The 19457-nt window shown below is 62.7% G+C and carries 9 protein-coding genes; 4 read left to right on the top strand and 5 right to left on the bottom strand.

Annotated features, from left to right (window positions below):
* Positions 1-14 precede the first annotated feature (14 nt).
* The 3 genes from HHL09_RS00685 to HHL09_RS00675 are packed head-to-tail and all read left to right on the top strand — an operon-like array spanning position 15 to position 11129.
* A complete protein-coding gene (locus HHL09_RS00685) occupies positions 15-5153 on the top strand; it encodes a hypothetical protein (RefSeq protein ID WP_169452581.1) in 5139 nt (1712 codons plus the stop codon).
* Between the two features lie 22 nt (positions 5154-5175).
* Positions 5176-9078, top strand: coding sequence for a fibronectin type III domain-containing protein (locus HHL09_RS00680; RefSeq protein ID WP_169452580.1), 3903 nt, complete (start codon positions 5176-5178; stop codon positions 9076-9078).
* Entirely contained in the window at positions 9075-11129 is a 2055-nt protein-coding gene (locus tag HHL09_RS00675; RefSeq protein WP_169452579.1) for a hypothetical protein, read from the top strand. Before HHL09_RS00680 ends, HHL09_RS00675 begins: the two co-directional genes overlap by 4 nt.
* Positions 11130-11325: 196 nt before the next feature.
* Here the strand turns inward: HHL09_RS00675 and HHL09_RS00670 are convergent, their stop codons facing one another.
* Both HHL09_RS00670 and HHL09_RS00665 read right to left on the bottom strand, forming a co-directional pair.
* Positions 11326-12084, bottom strand: a complete 759-nt coding sequence (locus HHL09_RS00670) for a CAP domain-containing protein (RefSeq protein ID WP_169452578.1) — start codon at positions 12082-12084, stop codon at positions 11326-11328.
* Between the two features lie 633 nt (positions 12085-12717).
* Positions 12718-15375, bottom strand: a complete 2658-nt coding sequence (locus HHL09_RS00665; RefSeq protein WP_169452577.1) for an NPCBM/NEW2 domain-containing protein — start codon at positions 15373-15375, stop codon at positions 12718-12720.
* Between the two features lie 244 nt (positions 15376-15619).
* On the opposite strand from HHL09_RS00665, the gene HHL09_RS00660 reads away from it, so the two are divergent.
* Positions 15620-16390 carry a DUF2971 domain-containing protein gene (locus tag HHL09_RS00660; protein ID WP_169452576.1) on the top strand — a complete coding sequence of 257 codons (771 nt, stop codon included), beginning with the start codon at positions 15620-15622 and terminating at the stop codon, positions 16388-16390.
* A 165-nt stretch (positions 16391-16555) separates the two neighbouring features.
* On the opposite strand, the gene HHL09_RS00655 is transcribed toward HHL09_RS00660, so the two are convergent.
* The 3 genes from HHL09_RS00655 to HHL09_RS00645 all read right to left on the bottom strand — a co-directional run bounded on the left by HHL09_RS00655 (position 16556) and on the right by HHL09_RS00645 (position 19424).
* Positions 16556-17719 (bottom strand): hypothetical protein, encoded by a 1164-nt coding sequence (locus tag HHL09_RS00655; protein ID WP_169452575.1) that lies wholly within the window; start codon positions 17717-17719, stop codon positions 16556-16558.
* Between the two features lie 42 nt (positions 17720-17761).
* On the bottom strand, positions 17762-18850 hold the full coding sequence (locus tag HHL09_RS00650) for a hypothetical protein (protein WP_169452574.1): 1089 nt from the start codon (positions 18848-18850) through the stop codon (positions 17762-17764).
* Between the two features lie 79 nt (positions 18851-18929).
* Complete coding sequence (locus tag HHL09_RS00645; RefSeq protein WP_169452573.1) at positions 18930-19424, bottom strand: hypothetical protein; 495 nt, start codon at positions 19422-19424, stop codon at positions 18930-18932.
* Positions 19425-19457 lie beyond the last annotated feature (33 nt).

Raw genomic sequence — 19457 nt, 5'->3', positions numbered from 1 at the left:
TTCATCACCCTTCCATGAATATCCGGAGCTTCGCCGCTTTCGTATCCGTGTCGCTATGTCTGATGTCGGTCCTGTTAGGCGGCACCTTCGAGCGAAACAAAACCAAGGGTGTTTGGGAGTTCAATGGCTCGCTGGCCTCGCTCTATCCGAATTCCGCGGCACCCCTGATGAGCAGCTTCGCGATCGGTGCAGCCCCGCAGGCCCGCTATCTAACGGAAGGTGGAAACCAGTTCCTCGTCGTCAACTCCGGGACCTCCGCTTTCGGCGGGCTGAAGCCGGGCGAGACCTTGCTGATGCCGATCGGCAGCGGCGGCAATGGCTTTCCCGGAGCGGCGTATGCGAACGAATGGACCATCGTGATGGATGTCCGCTTCACCACCTTCACCGGTTACACGGCACTGATCCAGGATGGGGAGCAAAACACCGACGATGCCGAGATCTTCATCAATCCTTCCGGCCAGATCCAACTCTATGGAGCGAACGGTCCCTCGGGTGCGAATCCCGTGGCGTCGGACCCGCTGGCGCTGAATACCTGGTACCGTCTCGCTTTCATCTCCACCTTCAATGCGGTGCAGAACAAGCAGATCCTGCGCGTGCAGATCAATGGCACGACCACCAGCCAGTCGGCTGCCGGAACCTTCACTGCCCCGCCGGACGGCCGCTACTCGCTGGGCAACCGGGTCGCTCTTTTCAGTGATGAGAACAACGAAACGAATGTCATCCACGTTGGCAGCGTCGCGGCGTGGCGGACCTTTCTCGTGCCATCCGATGTCGTGGCGATCGGTAGCTATCAGGCGGGCGGGATTTCCTGGCCGAACATGGTTCCGGCCGGTGGCACCCCGCCGCTGCCGCCGCTGAGCGGGCGCATCGTCTTCGCGGACTTCGCGGGAATCTACACGCCGCCGACCGGGCAGGCATTGTTGGACCTCGCGGCGCAGGCGGTCGGCAGCACCACTCCGGGAGCGCTGTGCGATGTCGTGCTGCCTCTCGGTGCGACAGGTGGCCGCGTCACGGGTTTTCCGAATCACAGCTTCGGTGGCTCGCTCGTTGTCTCGGTGATGCCGAACGGCGATGTGATCTCGCACGATGGCACTCCTCTCGTCTACGGCGGTGCCGGGGCGGACATCGGCACGGCGTCGAACGTGACTTTCGTCCGGGGCGATCTCTTTCTGGATGTCACGCAGGGCCTCACCGCGTACCGGATGGAGCTCTTCTTTCCGGCCGGGATGAACGTCACCCTCGCGGAGGATGACATGCGGGGCCACGGTCAAGTGCGGATCGCATCGGCAGTGTTGAATCAATCACTCGTCCCGAAGACGACCGTGCCGATCTCGCGCGAGCTCTTTGATAGCACTTCGGGGACGATGTGGGCTTGCACCGAGCGCGTCCCGGTGCGCTTTCCCACCACCAGCATTTCGTGGAATCCGGCGAACGGGATCTTCAGTTTCGGCGCCTCCGGCTTCACCACCCCACACCGCGAGAAGCAGAAGCTGAAGATGCGGGACCTGCTGGATGCCGGGGCCACGGTGAAGAACGCGGTGCCGCCCGCTTCGAATGACTTCTACTTTCTCGGCGGCCTGATCACGAATGACACGGTGCGCTTCGGAACCCGCGCCGGCGGTGTTTCCACGGTGCAGGTGGTCGATCTCACGCTCACGCAGCCGCCGGCCGGTGTGCACATCGGGGAGACCTCCACGCATTTTCCGAAGGCGGTGATCCGGTGGACCGGAAACGGGCGCATCACTTATTCCCAGAATCAGGTCGACCCTTCCTTCAGCTTTCTGCCGAGCAACGCCGAATCGAGCGCCGGCTACGCGCGCAGCGTAACCACGGCGGATTGCAAAGGTGAGGCTGCGGCCGCGGGCCCGGCCCAAGGACACATGATCTTTCAGCCGGTGGGGAACCAGTGGACTTTCACGACCGATGGCGGGCTGAAGGGCAACTGCGGGATCATGGAGAATGGCTCCACCGCCTTCGTCCCGAAGTGGGGCGGCTATAAGGATGGCGCGACGGATTTGTTCGCCCACCAGTTCACGACGGTGGTGCAGGACGGGCGCTTCCTGGCTGCGGGAAATGCGGTGATCGGCACGGAGGTCGCTGCGATCGGGGAGGGTCAGCGCGCTGCGGCGATGCTTTATACCGGGCACGGCTTCCCCTCGAATGAGGACGCCATCGAGCGCCCCGGCTCGGGCGACTACCTGAATTTCGGCGAGGCGGATTACCCCGGAATCAATATCCGAAATGTCTCCGGCACGGCCAGCGCGCGCAGCCGCCTGGCGGGATCGCTCACCCCTGCCTATCCGCTTGCGGAGAACGCAAAGTACTATGTGCGTAGTGGTGGTGTCTCCGGGCGTCATCTCACTTCCAGCGGCACGCCGATCTCGCTGAGTGCCTATGGCAGCGACTTCACCCTCAGTGCGCTGAACCTGGCATTCTTGGATGGAAAGAACGTGAACTCCGGCGTCACGGGAAATGTGGTGGTGAAGACGCCGCTCTCGACTTCCTTCGCGCTGAATTTCAACAAGCTTCTTTTCGGTCCTCAGGGCCAGCTCCAGGAGGCGAAGCTCGCCTCGGGGCAGGGGGCGAAGACGCTGGGCTACTGGAATTTCAGCTTCACGCCGAATGCGATCGATTTCCCGCAGCCGAAGACCTGCCCGCCGCCGCTGCCATCCACCGGCTTCGTCCGGATCGGTGCCACGGCGACCTTGCCCGCGATGACGACCACGCCGGTCACCGGCACGCTGGGTTTCTACAATAGCGATCTGGTCACGGAGGCCTCGCCGGTGGCTGCGGGTCACCCGAAAATTTCGCGCTTCGAGCCCGGCGGCCTGCTCACCGTGCCCGGGCCGAATGGCAAGGTGTGGAATGTGAATTGCACCTCCGGCATCTACCTGAACCAGTATGCCTCCTCGGAAGCTGATGCCGGGACCCTGAACGCCGGCGGCCTGATGGACGTGCCTTTCTTCAATGACATCCCCGTCCACCTGCGCACGCCATCCGCGGGAAATGCCAATGCGCCGCTGATCTATGTGCGGAACGCGCTGGCCACCACCGGCAGCTATGATCCATCCCACCGCGCACGTCCTCCGGGGGTGGTGAGTACAGAGAACTTCCTGACCGGGGAGCCCTACCACCCGGTGGCCTACCGGAAGTGGCAGGACATGATCACCTTCCAGATCCCGGTGGCGATGGCTCCGGGTGCGGCGACCTTCCGCAGCCCCAAGCTGGTGAAGCAGGATGTCTTCCTCTTCAATCTTTCCGAAGGCATTCCGAAGATGACGCCGGATCACAGCGAGCTGGTCTTCGATGGCCAGGCGACGCTGGATCCCGGATCCCTGCTGAAGCAGGTGAATGTCGCTTCGCTGCTCACCGGCTCCTCGCTGGGTGGCACGGTGCAGGCGCAGATCGATGGTGCGATGTCCGCGGTGAATGGCCTGGACAAGGTGCTGGCAGATAACATCCAGGAATTGGTGAAGCCCGCGCTCTCCACTGCCGCGACGCAGCGTGCAAACGCTGCCTTCTTCAACAATCTCAAGAACTCCGCGACCCGGGCGACGGTGATCAATGATCTTGCTGCGGGCTTGCTGGCCGATGTTACCAGCATCTTCAGTCCCGGCACAAGCGGTCTGGGCGGCCAAGCGCGCCGTGAGATGGAAAGCAAGATCCAGAGCGTGGAAAGCGGACTCGCCACCGCAAGCCAACTGGTGGGCACCGCTCAGAAGTTCACGGATCTCGCGAATGCGATCGGCTCGGCGATCTCGAATAGCGGAGCCCCGGCGATCCCGGATACGGATCGTCTCGCGGAGCTGAAGGCGATCTTCGACCGCGTCGCCAGCGATCTCGCGTCCGCCCGGCTGGGGATCGGCGCGCCGCTCAATGCAGCGATGAACCAAGGCGGCTCCGGCATTGGCCCGGCCATCAATGCAGCCCTGACCGATCTTCAGGCGAAGTGGGCACCGGCCGGGGCGGCGCAGGCGAGCGCGCTCTATGCAAACGCCACCGCGACGGAGTTCGCGAATGATCTGTCGAAGGCTCTGGCTGATCGCTTGGTCGGCACTGTCTTCGCCGGAGTGGCGCAGCAGATTTCCCGCGAGTATCTGGCGGATGTCCGGGTGCTGGCGCGTCAGGCGCTGGATGATACCTTGGCCACTGCGACCAACCTGCTGCCGAATCCGGCAGCGGCGGTGGGCGACTATCTGGATTCCCGCGGCCTCGGTGGCGAACTCGCCGCGGCTCGCTTGCGCGGGTATGCGCGCTTCCAAGGCGATTCCCTGGATGAGATGCGCCTCGATGGCTCCGTGAGGATGCGGATGGTCGACGACATGAAGTTCGACGGCTACTTCCTTTTCAAGAACGTCGACTCCTCCACGCCGGGTGGTGCCTGTTTGCTGGATGCGGGAGTTGAAGCGGAAGTGTCGATGGGGGCATCCACGACCTTGAACTGGCCGGGCCAAGCACCGCTCGATATCTCCGTCGGCGGGAAGGTAGGCTTGAACAACTCCGGCTTGCCCATCGGCCTCAGCGGCGATCTCAAGCTGGATGGCCAGCTTGATTTCAGCGAAGTCCGCCTGCAGCAGATCGGCCTCGGCTTCGGGGTCGGCGGCGGGAACTGCTACATGTATGGTAAGGGTGCCGGAAAGGTCGCCGCCATGGACGTCGCCGCGGGCGTCTTCGTCGGCAAGACCTGTGAGCTCGCCCCGATCCAGAATGCGGATCCGGATATCGGAAAGGTGGTCGCCGCCCGGAATCTCGTGCCTCCCTACACCGGTGCTTCCATCTATGCCTATGGCGGCATCAGCCTCATGCCGATCATCGGGATCCCGCCGAGCTGCCTGCTGGATCTGCGGGTAGGCGGGGGACAGGGCTTCTTCGGTTTCCTTAGCAGCGGCGAGTTCACCGCGGGCTTCAAGACCACCCAATCGGTCAGCGGGGAGATCCTCTGCATCGCATCCGTAAAGGGCCAGCAGGACACGGTGATCGCGGGCTCCGGTGCCGTGGCTGGCGGTAGCCCGCAGTTCAATGGTCTCAGCGGTAGCTCCCGCTTCACGGTCAGCGGCAAGGTCGGCATCGGCTGGTTCTCCTACGACTTCGATAAATCCGTAGGCCTCCTGATCAATGCGAATCCGGATGTCTCTTGGAAGATCGATTACTGAATCCCTTTCACTTCTCTCCCACATGTTCCGCTTGTTCCGGATTCACGCTTTCCTGATCGCCGCCGGGCTCGCCTGTGCCACGGCGCAGCTTCCATCGCCACCGCCGGTCCTTTCGCTGCCGCCATCGCTCTCCGCCGCCGGTACCGGCGTGGTGGTGAATGGCACGGCATGGGGCTACGTTGTGTGGCAGGCTACCTCACCGGAGTGGTATGCGAAAAATGATGTTGCCGTTTACCTGAAGCCGGGGAATGCCGACTCGGCCTTGCCCTTCGTCCTGCAAGGGACCATGGCCCCGATGACCGATCCTACCGCCATCCAAGCGTGGGTGAATCGCTCGCAGCGGCTCGCCGATGCCACCGGCGGTCTCGCGCAGAATCTGACCATCGCCCACAACGACGCCGGGCGCCTGATCAAGCAGTGGACTGCGGATCCGAACCAGATCGTGCCGAATGATTTCGCCGCACGCCTGGCGATGCTGGGAAACCGCGGGAAGCAAGAGCCCGGTGCGGCATCCGCGTTGCGGGCCTTGGGGCTGAATCATCCGGTATTCCGTTTCCTCAGCGGCACCGGTTGGGCGGGTCCGCTGAATGTCTCGGTGGGTCAAGACGCGACCATCGAGCTCCGCGAGGTGCTGCGTGCGACGGGTGCGGAAGGGCCTGTCGTTGCTCGGGTCACGTTGCGCGCTGTGAACATGGAGGCGCGTACTTCTCCTGATCTTCTCATCGCCCCCGGTCCCGCGGTGCAGGTCACTCCGGATTGGGCTTCGCTCACCTTGCCGGCCTTGGAGACGCCGATGTCAATCGCCCCGCGGACGCCGTTGCCGGATCTTGCGCCCGCCTTGCGCTGGAGCATTCCGGATGAACTGCGCCGTCAGATCCTGCTCACCCGTGGCTTCATGGTGTGGCGTGGAAATAGCAATACGTCCTATGCGACCCCGGTGCAGTTGCTGCAGGCGGTGCCCGCGCTGAAGAAGACCCTCCGCGATGCGGCGCCTGCTTCGAAGATCTTTAGCTCGATCGAAGGCATTGGCACCGGCCCGCAGGTCACGGACTTCGCGCTGGATCGCACGACCTGGTTCGTGGCCGATGACAACGGGCGCTTCGATTTCACCACCCCCGCCGAGGAACCTCACAATACCGTCTTCACCGGAACCCCGCTGGCATGGAATGCATCCTACTACTATCACGTGGCTGCGGTCGATCTGCTCGGCCGCTATGGTCCGCCCGCGCCGGTTCGCCAGGCCACGGCGGTGCACACTTTGCCTCCGGGCGTGCCGCGTATCACGCGCATTGAGAACGTGGTGAGCGGGGGAGAGGAGCGGCTGCGTCTTTCGATCGTGCCGAACGAGAACCAGACCGGCCAGCCGCAGACGACGCGCTATTTGATTTTCCGCGATCGCGTGAAGAATACCGCCGCGCCGGCGAACTCGTTGAACAAGTCGATCGATCCGACGCGGCAGAACGAAATGATCTACGTCGGCACTGTCGGCCAACCCGCGAACACGGACCAGGAGATCACCTTCACCGACGACTCGCTGGTGCCGACGGCACCGGAGCACTACGGGCAGACCTATTTCTACTGTGTCCGCGCCGCGCATCAGACGATCTTCGGCTACAATTGCTCGCCGCCTAGTCCTGCAGTCTTCGGCACGCTGCGCGATCGCACCGGCCCGCCTGCTCCGACCGGCATCCTTTACACGGAGGCCCCGCGCGCGGGGATGTATTTCGTGGCGAACAATCCGGCACCGGTGGTGAATCCGGGGCTGCCGGACGATGTGATCCGCCTGCGCTTCTCGCTCCGGCGTCTTGATCCCGGTATCTCCCATGTGGAGGTGAGGGTTAATTCGAATCTGCCGACCGATCCGCCGAATACTCTTTCGCAGCAGCGGAGCCTGCCGACTGCCTATTTCGGGAAGGGAGACAACATCAGCTTCGACTATCCGATCCTGAGGCCCCGCCTGTCCGCCGTGTCGGTGGAGCTGAGGCCGGTGACCTCGGCAGGGAGGAAGGGGAAGAATTTCAGCTTCTCGTTTGAGGCCGGCGCGATCGGCGGGCAGACCGATCTCCCCCTGAATCTGGAGGTGAAGTCGGGGATGCTGATGAACATGAACCCGGAGACGGACAGCTGGTTCCTGAATTTCTTCCGCCGGGCAAACAACAGCGCCTCCTTCTTTTCGATCTCGCCCAGCTACGATAGCCAAGGCACCTGGACCTCGATCTTTCCGGGTGGCGTGGATTCCACGAAGTCGAGATCCCTGCTGATCCAATACCGGAGCACCTCCGGCGGAAGCTGGATGAATCTGGCCACCGCGCGGCTGGCGCAGAATACGAATACCTTCCGCTATTTCACGCCGACGAATCTCTTTGGCTACGAGTACCGCGTCTGGGAAGTGCTGGATCCCTCGGATGAGGTGGTGCCGCCCTTCGCGGTTCATGCGCCGCTGGCTGGAAATCCGCGGGGCATCAATCCGATCAATGTCACCCTCTTCGTCCCGGTCGGAGCTTCGGAGTATCGCCTCTATCGCCGCATCGATGATGGGCCGCTCTTCTTGCTGAAGCAGGACACCGGCACTTGGGATCCATCGGTCCTGAAGACCACCGTTTTCAATGATGGCATGATCCCGCCCGCGGGGACCACGATCTCGTATTTCGGCCAATGCTTCGACAATAACGGCAATCCAGGTCCGCTCGCACTGCTGGACCAGAAGGTTGGGATCATCCCGGATCTCCCGATCCCGGTGGTGGATTCGCTGGATAGCGGTGGCACGTTGGCCGATCCGACGATGCTGGTGAAGGCATCCTGTCCGAGCCCGGGCGTGCAGCAGATGGAGATCCGGGTCACGCCGGACCCGGAGCCATCGGCCAATCTGGTGAGCACTCCCACGACGGGTGGGCTGCTTTACAACTTCACCCCGGGAGCCGAGCTCACAGCGCCGCAGAACTACAACAAGACCTTGCTGAGCCTCGGCAGCTTCAAGCTCGATCCTTCGCAGCCGCTGATTTACTCCTCGGCGGTCCGCATCAAGCAGAACGTCGAGTATACCTTCCAGATCCGTGCGATCGGTCCGAATGGTGCGACGGGAGTGTGGTCCGCGGAGCAGAAATTCACGTGGACCCCGCCGGTCACGGGCAGCACGGTTCCATGGCCCGCGCATCCGCTGCCAAAGGTGGAGAGCTGGAACTCGGCGATCTCCGCCTTTTTGCCGAGCCCGATCAACTACCACGTGAGTGCCACGCCCTCCCTGGCGACGCGTCCGCTGCGGATGCTCTCGCCCTATGGCGGGATCAATAACAACTTCCCGAGCGTCGGCGAGAATGGCTTCCCGGATCACCGGCCCTCGCAGCTCGGGGTGGCCGTGGAAATCGGCAGCGTGAGGCTGACGGATCCGGATGCCGATTCGTCGAACTCGAACTGGGATGTCTATGGCGTGAGCCAGGGCGTGAATGGCACGATCTACAAGTACGGGAGCCTGGGGGTCTCCGATCTGCCGAATGCAGCCAATGCACCGGACGATCTCTGGGAGAGCCAGCTCCACCGGAAGGAACTCATGCAGGGGGACATTGCCACCTATGACTACAGCCGCAGGATGCTGCCGGTGGTGCTTTATCGCCAGCAGCTCTACCGCATGGCTCAGGGCGTGAATACCGCCGTGCCGAATGCGGACCTGGTGCAGGTTTCGCCGATGATCAACAGCATCGCCTGGCGCACGATCAATGGCCGCGCGGTGATGGTGGATCCCTACGTGCGCGCGGTGCGCCGGTATCCGATCAATGGTGCTTATCCCGCGCTGTCGATCGTCATTTACGATACGGCCCCGGTGACCACGGGGGCCACCTATGCGTATTACCTCGTCCACTTCTCGCAGGATGGCGAGCCGGACCTGATCCACCCCTGTGGCAACGTCTTCATCCCGATCAATCCATGAAACGCGTCCTTCTCCCGCTCGGATGCCTCGTGTTCGCCGGTCCTGTGGCAGCACAGCTTTCATTCACCTATGAAACGGATGCCGTGCTGGTCGCCGCCGGTGACTTCGGCAGTGCCGATGGCCGGAGAGATCTGGTGGTCGTGGATCGCGCCAGCGGCCAAGTGAGCTTCGGCCGGCCCGATATCAACGGGAACCTGCAGTGGAGCCCGCCTGAGCCGTGCGGCATCACCAATGTCACGGGGCTGGCCGTGGACAAATTTGCGGGTGGCACGGTGGACCTCGCGGCGATCACCGCGCCGGGCGCGAACCGCATTACCCTGGCGGGGCCGAATGCGGCGAACACCCAGACGAGCTTCCGCCACATCTATCCGAATTTCCCCTCGCCACGGACCATCGCGCCCTTTGATCCCGATGCGGATGGCAATGCGGAGCTCTTCATCGCGGGGGATCGCGCGAATGGCACCCCGCAGCGCTACTACTATGAATTCCGTAGCGGGTTGTCCGGCGCCTCCACGGTGCTGTGGAATTCTTTCTATACGGAGGATACCTATCGCGCCTTCCGCTACGTGCCGAAGACCGGGACCGAGCCGCGGGTGGGGGAAATTTACGGGAGCGCCTTCTGGACCGAGCGTGTCACCAATGCGGCCATCTCCAGTGCCTTCCTTCTTGAAGGGGTGCCGGTGGGGGTCTCGACGCTGATGACCTATGGGAATTTCGATGGCAGCGCCTTCGCCCAGGTGATCCTTTACTCGCCGAATGCCACCACGGCGCGGGCGGCGAAAATTATAGAGCCGTCTGCCGGCAGCTTCGCCTTCGCTGCGGCCACGACGCTGACTTTTCCGAAGGCGCTGCGGCAGCTGATCACCATCCCGACGGCCAGCGGGGGAGCACGCTTGGGGGTAGTCTTTGCGGATCGCAGCGGAGCGATCTATGAGTTCGATGGCACCACGCTGACGCTGCGCAGCAATCTCTTCGGCACGCCCTTCGATTGGCTGGTGCCGCTCGGCACGGATGCGATCGCGGCGAAGAGCAATCTCGGCTGGCAGCGCTTCAATACCTCCTTCAACAACCTCAATCTCTCTCCCACCCATGCGGGGGCCTATCCGGCGGTGGGGACGAAGCCGCGGACTTCGAACGTGATCTTCTTCTCGGCGGAGCCTTTCGTGGATGTGGCCGCCATGCCGCTGGCACAGGGAAGCGTGAGGGATTGGTCGACGGGGGCGAGCGGGGGAGGAACGGCGTGGAACATCTCCGCGGCGGACTTCTCCAGCGGAGGCATCGGTGCTCCCAGCACCAGTGCCTACGTGCCTGCGGTGGCGGCGACTCATGCGCTGCCGAACCAGTATCGCGCGAACATATCCACCCGCCTGCTGGAGAGCGGAGCGGGGATGAATGTGCCGGACGTCACGATCTATCCGCCGAGCGGGGTGTATCGGCCGGAGGTTGCGGGGGGAAAGCCTGCGGATGAGTTCTTCGTGAGCTTCAATCCGACGCTGCCTGGCATGAATGTCTTTTACCGGATCAACGGCGGGAGCTGGACGTCCTACAATCTGAACTCCCCGCCGAAGATCACCGGTCCGGCGACGGTCGAAGCCTATGCGGGGAACAATGTCAGCAAGTCTCCGGTCCGCAGTGCCACCTATACCTATAGTGCGATTCCGGTGCTGGCGAATGGCAGCTCCCCGGACCTGGATGGCGATGGCATGCCGGACGCCTGGGAGAAGGGTTTCAACATCACCGACCCGCAGGCGGATGCGGATGGCGATGGCGCGAGCAACCTGGGCGAATACCTTTCCGGGACGGATCCGCAGGACAGCGGGCAGACACCGCCGGACGGCGACTTCGTCCTGAAGGCGCAGAAGACCGGGAATACGATGCGTCTCAGCTGGCCGGTCACCACTGCGGGCACGCTGCAGGTCAGCAACTCCTTGCAGAGCGGTGCGTGGTCCAACATCAGCAGCGGGATCACCGTGGAAGGATCGGAGAAGGTGTACTACGTGCCCACGGGCGGGTCGAATCCGGTGCGGGGTTTTTACCGGCTGACGGAGTGAGGTTTTTTTCTACTGCCAGCTCGCGATGTTTCGCCTGATACCCCTGTTAGAATTGGAATTTTAACAGGTGGGCCTCCCCCTCTTGGCAGCAAGTCGCGGGCGGGGAGGTGGAATTGGCAGCCCTTCGTGATCGTCATTCAGGCTGATTCTGGACGATTTGCCGGAAGCTTCTACTGCCAGGCGAGGCCGTGGGTGATCAGGGCTGGTAGTAGCCGAAGCGATAGAACTCCTTCGCCGCAGGCTTCGGTCCGAGGGAGATCTTGCCGGTGGCATCGAGCACCACGACGCGGTCAAAGGTCCAGGTGCCGAGGGAGGTGGAGCGATTCACCTCGATGATGGATTTCGGCTGGGGGCCGGAGAGGATCAGGTTGCCTACGGCATCGGACTTCACGACCAGCTTGGCCGCGGCGGCGGCAGTGAGTGTTCCGTTCTCGCCGACCGGCAGAGGCGCGGAGATGAAGACGTAGGTGGCATAGGACAGGCCGGACTTGGGTGCCTGTCCGATGCCGAGGACGACTTGCCCGCGATAGAAGTCAGTCTTCCCGAGGAGGTGGTTCGAGTGGGGGACATCGCTCTTCCAGAGGGTCATGGCCTGGGCAGGGGTATCATTGGTGGAGCCGGCCATGCTCTCCACGTAGTTGGTATTCGGTGCGTAGTTTGAAGGGAGGGGATAGCCTTCATTGAGCACGCGTTCGTTCGACCACACGCCGCTGGGATTGCGGTGGTCGAAGAACTTGCGGGCTTGGGTGTCTTGGGCGTGCTTTCGTGCAGCAAGGCAGAGTCGGGGATCGAGGATCACCTGGGTGCGCTGCTGCTGGGGATCGTCGCGGACGATCCGGTAAAGTTCGAGTTCCTTGGCGTTCGGGGTGAACGACTGTTGAGCCCCTCCGACGCCGATGAGGCTTGCACTCGCGAGCAAGGCGAGGGAGCAAGTTTTGAAGCATGGGGTTTTCATGTGGGATTCTTGCGGGTGAGTCAGCGACTTGGAGGTTTGCAAGAACCGGGCCTTCCGGAAGTGGCGGATTGTGAAGCTTCTGTGCGGATTCGCCGGGCTGCTTATAGGGGAGCCATAACTTTGAGAGAGAAGCGGATGGCGGGTGGTAAGAAAAATCGACCGTGCGAGCCGCAATGCCGCGCCTGTCGAGCGAACTCTGCGCAGTGCAATCGCGATTCATGCAAGGCGCATCGCAAGCGTTCGGAATCGATTGTCTGAATCACCCGCTTGAGCCGGGCTTTCCAGCGATTGGAAATGATCGGGCAGGGCTATGCTTGACGCGTAAGAGGTCCTAAGCATTTTACCTACATGTCCGACATCCGTGGAATGAGATCGAGCCTACTTTTGACGATGTCGGTGTTGGAGAGAGCCAGAAGAGGTGCAGATGCGGCATCCGAGGCGGTCCGGCGGAGCGAAGCGCGCCTCACGGACTCGCTCCAACAGCTTGGAAACGTGGAATTGAGCCTCCGCGAGCTAAACGCCGCAACCGGCGGATTTGATGGAGCTAAGCCGCTGCCCCCGTTCTGGAATGGTGGCGGCGCGTAAGATGCAGATCTCGAGCATTGCTTGCATCGTGTGCGAGCTCGCAGCTTACTAGGGCGCCGCTTTTTCGAATCGGATCGTCCATGCCGTGGAGCCGGTTCGCGGGAGCTTGATGGTGACCATGGCACGATTGCCCTTGGATTCGAGGGGAACGGTTTGCCGGTCGGCCGTGGCGCTGAGGGCGCGGAAGCCTGTGGGGATGTGAATGAGGAGGCGATAGTCGTCTTCCGCGATGATGCGGCTGCGACCTTCAAGGGTGAGGGTACTTTGATCCCAGCCGAGGGCTTCGATTTCCGCGGCTCCCTGTGAGAGGTGGCGGTTGGTGGAGATGAGCTGGGGGTGATCCTGAGCCTCGCGGATGGCATAGGATTGCAGGCCCATGGCATCGAGACCGGGAAGCTCGAAGCCATCCTTAGTGATACCCAAGGTGGTATCGCTCCAGAATTCGTGCACGATGTAGGTCTTCGCGGGATCGAGGCCGAGATCGCCGAAGCTCACCCTGGCGGGAGGCATCTTGTCATTCGACCAGTTCAGGCGGTGAAGCACGTTCCAGCGATCGAAGCCCGTATTGAATTCGTTCAGCCAGAAGGGACAGACTTTGCCGAATTGATCACCATCGATGGGTGAGGGGCTGGTGCCGGATTGGATGGCCATGCGCTCGGTATCCCTGAGGACGTCGGTCTTCACGGGATCGAAGTCATAGAGCTGGGCAGGCACGGATGAGATGACAGGTGAGGATTTCCGCAGGCCGACCAGGTTTTTCTCATCGCGATAGACCGCAGGGGCATCGCTGAGCATCAGCATGGCACCTGCGATCGATGCCAAGGCAGGGCGGATGATGGTGTCATTGGAAACGGCGGCGACCTCCTTGGTCTCGCGGACATTGCCCGCCTCCGCGGCGGCCTTCTGAGGCAGGATATCGCAGTGGTCGGGATCGTTCAGCCAGACGAGGCCGTTGAAGGAATTGTACTGCTGCAGGGTGACGGGGCCATAGCCATCGCCACCGATGCGGCAGGCGTCCGCGAGACCGATGGACTCGGGAAGGACGCCCCAGCAGGAGAGGATGAAGGTATCCCGGCCGAGCTCTTCCCGGGCGATGCGGAGGTAGTTCCGGAAGAGGTCTGCGGGACCGATGCCTTTCGATGCAAACCACTGCGGATTGTGATGGAAGTTATCATAGAGCATATGGCGCAGCTGATCGATCTTAAGGTAGGACAAGCCTGCATCCTTCAGTCCGCGGAAGGTGGGACGGACCAGCGTATCCGCCGCTTCGGGATTCGTGGTGTCCACGCCGTAGCTGGCCCATGGAGAGGGGAAGGGAAGCCCGTCCGCGCCTTGGACGAACCAATCCGGATGCTGCCTCGCGGTGGCATTGTCGGAGAAGAAGCAGCCGATCCACAGCGCCGGCTGGAAGCCTGCCTTGCGGACCTTGCCCGAGTAACCATCCAGCCCGGAGGGGAAGTTGTCCTTCCAATCCAGCCAGGTGTCCGGCGTGCCGCCCTGGTACATCACGTGATTCTTCGCGTGCTCCCGCTGGCCGTCGTAGCGGCCCTGGTAGGCATCATCGAGCTGGATGAAGCGATAGCCGTAATCGGCGAAGCGTTTTTCTTCCCAGACCTTGAGAAGCTCTTCCACGTTTTTCTCATTGGCGTCCCTCATGAAGGCCCACCAACTGCACCAGCCGGTGATGGAGTCCTTCCGCACCTGGTAGGTCCATGGCTGGTAGTGGGCGAGATTGCGATGCTTCTGGAAATAGCGCGGGCGGAAGGTAAGGGTGCCGCCGCCATCCGCCGGAGTGAGCGTGAAGCGCTTGGTGCCATCGAGGTCCGTGGCGACGACGATCCTGGTGCCCGGCCCGGCTTCGAGCATCCAATCGGAGCTGCGGTCGTAGATGGCGTTGTTCCGGAGGTTCGACGAGTCGCCGTGTGCGGTGCGGATGAACGGGAAGGCCTGCTGCGCCGGTCCGCGTGTCTCGGCAGCGAGGGCCTCGCGACTGCCGCGGACGGCGAGCGTGGCTCCGGCGGGAAGCTTGAGCTTGAGCGTCTGGGTAAGAGTATCGCGCGCGCCCTTCTCCTCCGCGGCTGAAATGGTGGCACCCTGCGGAAGTGTGAGCAGAGGATGGCCATCGTAGGTGAGCACGCCGCTGCCGGGTGTTCGTACGAGCCCGACATTTGGCGGTGCACCGGGATCCTCTACGGGTGAGGGCGGCGCCCATTCGACGGGAGGAGTGCCTTGATAGCTGATTACGGGTGTGAGCCAATTCGCGTGATCGGAGTCGGTACCGTTGCCACCATCCGTAACGACCAGTTGCAGGGAGCGGACGCCGCTGAGATCCGCCTCACATTTCACGGCGGGCCGTCCTCCCTTCAGGATGCCGCTCGCCCAGAGCTCCTTGCCATCGCCGATGAGCTTGAACTCCACGCTCGCACGGTCCGCTGCCGCATAGTCATCGATGCCGACCATGGCCTCGAACTTGTCCGCCTTGCCATCCAATGAAAGGAGCAGGGAACTCGGGGCGTGGGTGCCGATGCCGCGGTCGTAGGTTTTTCCCGCCACCTTCAGGGTGCCTCCGCTGATCGACTTGCCGGGCTGCGGCTTCCCCCATCCGCTGGAGAGTGTGCGGAGCGGCAGGCTATCGACCGCGAGATCCTCAGCATTTGTGGTCAGCGGAGCGACGAGGACTGAAAGCAGGAAGATGCGAATGATCATGGAGGTGGAATCCCATTACGGACGGCTAGGGGGGAGACCATGCACGATTCCCGCGGAATCCAGCATGAATCATCCGGTCCACCATAGGGGGCGGATCCAAAGGGCCAAGCCGGATCGATGGGGTTCCCTCGGGACTCGGCTTTCGTTTGGACCGGATGACGTGAGCCGGGCATCCGGGAAGTTTTTTCACTCGCCTTTGAGGAGCGGATTTGTCCGGTGGGATGGGAACCGAGTTCGAATCGAGATGCCTGCCCCGACCGAGATAGACGGTGATGGATTTTCCAAGAGACCGTTGAGCCGCTACATGCCGCTGGCGAGGTTTCAGTCGATGCTCAGCGAGGGACTTTATGTGGCGCCAGTTTGGAAATTCGAGGATATCTGGGAGGGATTGTTAGGGGTGCAGCTCCGGGAGCGGATGCGGGAGGAGAAGGGGACGCGCTATGCCTACGGCCGCTCCGACTATGAAGATGTCTTGAGGTGGGTGCATGTGAGCTGCTGGTACGATGGGGTGAAGGAGAACGCGGTGATGTGGAGAGGCTACGGTGGTGCGGGGGATGCGGTGATGATCGAGTCGAGCGCGGCGAAGCTTGAGCGGCTGTATCGGGAAAGCCCGGAGTTCTACGTCGCTCACATGGACGCGGTGACCTATCATCCACCTGGCGATGAGCCGCGCTGGACCAAGTTGCCTTCGCTCATCGCGCGCTACGACATGAAGCGGCCGGACCCTCTGCCCGATAAACCGGATCCCGTCACTTTACTCCCCGAGCTGTTCCTGAAGTACGACCACTATGAAGGAGAGAAGGAGTTCCGGCTTGTCACCTTGAACAAGAGGTATCGTGACCCCGGGGAGGAGCCCGGGGCGTATCGGTTACGCTTTGACCGGTCCACGCGATTCATCGATCGCGTGAGGGTTTCCCCGCGGGCGACCGAGGAGTATTTTCAGAAGGTGCGTGAGATGTGTTTTGAATTTGATCCCGACTTGCGGGTGGAGCGGTCGGAGATCGGGGTGAGGTGATGGGGTCTCTGGTGGGGTCGCTGTTGATGACGGATGGGCCGTGAATGGTGCCTCTTTGTTAGGCCGCCGAGGTGGTCGGCCGGGGACATCCGACCCTACCGCTAGAGCATGCCTGTCCAAACGGATCTGGAGATCCTCGCTCCCAGTGGTGAGAAGAGGGATGGGCTAGGGCTGCACTTCCACCACGCGGATGAAGGCGGCATTGGCACGGATGACGGTCTTGTGCGGGGCGTGGCCGGGGGGCGTTTCTTCCCATCTTTCCCGTGCATCGTGGCCGACATCGTAGATGACCGGCTGTTCCGGGATGCGCTGGATGTGCCACTCGCCGGGGATGAGATCCGCGTGGATGGGAATAATGATGCGGTCCTTTTTCTCCGGGGCGGGGACTTGGAATTCCGACTTCAGGGCGACGCCTCCGAGGGTGAGGGCAAGGGTGCCGCTGAAGCTGGAGGTGGCCGATGCGAAGTAGCCTTCGTGGCGGAGCTTTCCTTTCAAGCCGCGGCTGATGCCCGACTTGAAGGGCTGGCCGGGAGGGCAATGGATGGAGAAGGAGGACCATTGATTGCTCACTATCGGATAGGATTCGGCGATCATGTTCTTCCGCTTCGTGGTGTAGGTGTCCATCTGCGCGAGGGATTCCTCCGGCAAGACACCGATGGTCATTTCAAGACGGAAGTGGGGCGCGCTGAAGGCGGGGGCTGCTTCGAGGGCGAGAGGTGGCGCGGTTGCGGGCTTGGCTGCAACTGCGGGGTTATGCTTGGCCTTGAGGAGGGGATATTGCCAGAGCATGAGGCAATAGTGATCGATCGACCAGACGGCGACTTCTTGCCATGCGTTCGGCTGGAGGGGGACCTGGCTGCTAGCGGTGTAGGCATGAAAGCCGCCGACCGAGCCCCCGCGCCAGACCGCGATGTCCGGTTCCTTGCCGCGGAAATCGAAGTTGGCATCCACGCGAAGCATGGCCGCGCCGGGATCACCGGACTTCACAGCGGTGAGGGACATGCGGGTCTCCGTCTTGTCCCATGGTCCATTGAAGGCGAGGGAAGGCGGCAGGTATTTCTTCATCTCCCCGCGTTGCTTGCCCGCGATGTCGAGCGTGCCGATGAAGACGACACGACGCGCGCCGCGGGTGCTGGCGAAGAAGTCCTCGCCTTCAGCGAAGTGATCCGCTTTGGCGGATGCCATCTCGAAGCGGAGGATGGGTGCCTCCTGCTTCGGGACCCTCATGAGGACATAGCAGATGCTGTCCTGCGCGCGGGCGCTGGTAGGGAGGAGCAGGAGGATGAAGGCGATGAAAGCGAACGAAGGGAAGGGTCGGCGCGGCTTCATGGCAGAGGGTGGCTTGGTGCTTCCTGGATCAGGGCTGACGGCTCATGGCTGCGAGGGAATCGGCTCCGGGCTGATCTTCGTGAGGCGATAGGCCGCGACATTCGTGCAGGGGGAGTAGGTGCGCTCCGCCCAGGTGGTCTCGCACCATGCGCCCTCCACCGGGTAATCGATGGGCGTGGGATACTGGAAGGGCTGGAAGTACCAGGTGTCCGGGACCATTTCATCGCCGAGGGGGGTGATGCGTCGGTCCTGCTTCAGCTGAGCTTGGTTCTGGTAGCCGAGTTTCAGGACAAGGTGCGATGGCGTGAGGTCCAGGCTGCCCTCGACGCGGGTGGTGCAGCGCGGTTCGTGATCGGGCTCGGAGAGCTTGTCCTTTTGGCAAAAGGATTTGCTGAGGGCGAAGGAGACGCCGGGAGCGATGGGGATGGAGTAGATCTCACGCCACCAAGGCATTTCCGCGATGATCGCGCGGTGTTCCCCCTGGTAGCCGGGGAGCTTGTCGAGGGACTCCCGGGATAGCTGGCCGAGCCGGATATCGAGGCGATACAGCGGCGTGACCTTGCCGCTGGTCTCGGTGGCGGAGGGCGCGGAGTATTCGGAAGGCGTGTAGTATTGCCAGATCGAGAAGGAGCCGGTGTGCGTGACCTCTTGCCAGGCATTCGGCCGGGCGGGTGTCTGGCACTTGGCCATGTAGCGCGTGGCCCTGTCCACGTAGGAACCCCAGTGCTGGAGGATCTCCACATTCACCGTGAAAGCGGGGGGATTGGCCGCGGCCCTGCGGACCGCGATGGAGACGTAGGATGGCTCCACATCGGAGCCGGGGGGCGGCTCCTCTCCCAGTGGTTGGCGGACTTCCCCCTGCTGCTTGCCCTCGATGGGAATCGTCCCGGCGAACTGGACCGAGCGTTCGGCACCATTGCTGGCGAAGGGCTTTTCGCCGGCTTTGAAGAAGTCCGCGGGGGCATCGCGGAGCTCGTCACGGATCAGCTCGATATCCTGGCCGTCGTGGAGGAGGACGGCGTAGCGCAGCGACTCCTCTGCGAGGGCGCTGGAAAAGAGGGAGAAGGCTGTGGCGGCCAGAAGCGAAAACTGGCGGCGGAAGCCGGAGCGGCGCGCGGTGACGGATTTCACAAAGAGGATCCGTCACCGATCCGCAGAGGGGACAATGGATTTTTCAGGAAGGGGTCCCCGCTTGCCTCATGGCGTTCTCCTATTCCTCGGGGGAGGCTTGGCGGGATCGCACGCGGTCCCATGCTGCGGCTGCGGCGGGGCGGGCTTTTTCCCAATCGAGCTTCGAGCCTCCGCGGGTCTCCTGCCAATCGCGTTCGAGTTCGCTTTCGGCGGCGGCGAATTCCGCCTCGCTTCCGGTGGCTCCGCGGACGCCCATGCGATAGGCGGGGCGGTAGTCTTCGAAGTCGTCTCCCTCGCTCGCGTAGTTCTGGCTGGGGTGATTTTCACTCCAGTAGAGCTCTTCGTCGGTGGGGCTGATGGCGGCGGCGGTCGCATGGCCGGCCGCGGCTCCGATGGCGGCACCAACTACCGCACCGATGGCGGTGCCTACAGGTCCGGCGGCCATGCCGGCGGCGGCACCTGCGAGGGCGCCTCCGGTGGCACCGATGGTCTTGCCCACGGGGTGGGTGACGGTGGTATCGGTGATTCCTTCGACTTCACGCTCTTCAGGGGTCAATGTGTCTTCGGGCTTCATGGTGGCATTTCTCTTCGCAGGACGAATGCCACG

The sequence above is a fragment of the Luteolibacter luteus genome, from assembly GCF_012913485.1.
Taxonomy (GTDB): domain Bacteria; phylum Verrucomicrobiota; class Verrucomicrobiia; order Verrucomicrobiales; family Akkermansiaceae; genus Haloferula; species Haloferula lutea.
The sequence above is the reverse complement of the archived record's forward strand: the minus strand, read 5'-3'. Positions and strand labels throughout refer to the sequence as shown.

Excerpts from the sequence above, each read along its gene's own strand:
- HHL09_RS00685 (WP_169452581.1), top strand. The coding sequence starts at position 15 with ATGAATATCCGGAGCTTCGCCGCTTTCGTATCCGTGTCGCTATGTCTG.
- HHL09_RS00680 (WP_169452580.1), top strand. The coding sequence starts at position 5,176 with ATGTTCCGCTTGTTCCGGATTCACGCTTTCCTGATCGCCGCCGGGCTC.
- HHL09_RS00675 (WP_169452579.1), top strand. The coding sequence starts at position 9,075 with ATGAAACGCGTCCTTCTCCCGCTCGGATGCCTCGTGTTCGCCGGTCCT.
- HHL09_RS00670 (WP_169452578.1), bottom strand. The coding sequence starts at position 12,084 with ATGAAAACCCCATGCTTCAAAACTTGCTCCCTCGCCTTGCTCGCGAGT.
- HHL09_RS00665 (WP_169452577.1), bottom strand. The coding sequence starts at position 15,375 with ATGATCATTCGCATCTTCCTGCTTTCAGTCCTCGTCGCTCCGCTGACC.
- HHL09_RS00660 (WP_169452576.1), top strand. The coding sequence starts at position 15,620 with ATGCCTGCCCCGACCGAGATAGACGGTGATGGATTTTCCAAGAGACCG.
- HHL09_RS00655 (WP_169452575.1), bottom strand. The coding sequence starts at position 17,719 with ATGAAGCCGCGCCGACCCTTCCCTTCGTTCGCTTTCATCGCCTTCATC.
- HHL09_RS00645 (WP_169452573.1), bottom strand. The coding sequence starts at position 19,424 with ATGAAGCCCGAAGACACATTGACCCCTGAAGAGCGTGAAGTCGAAGGA.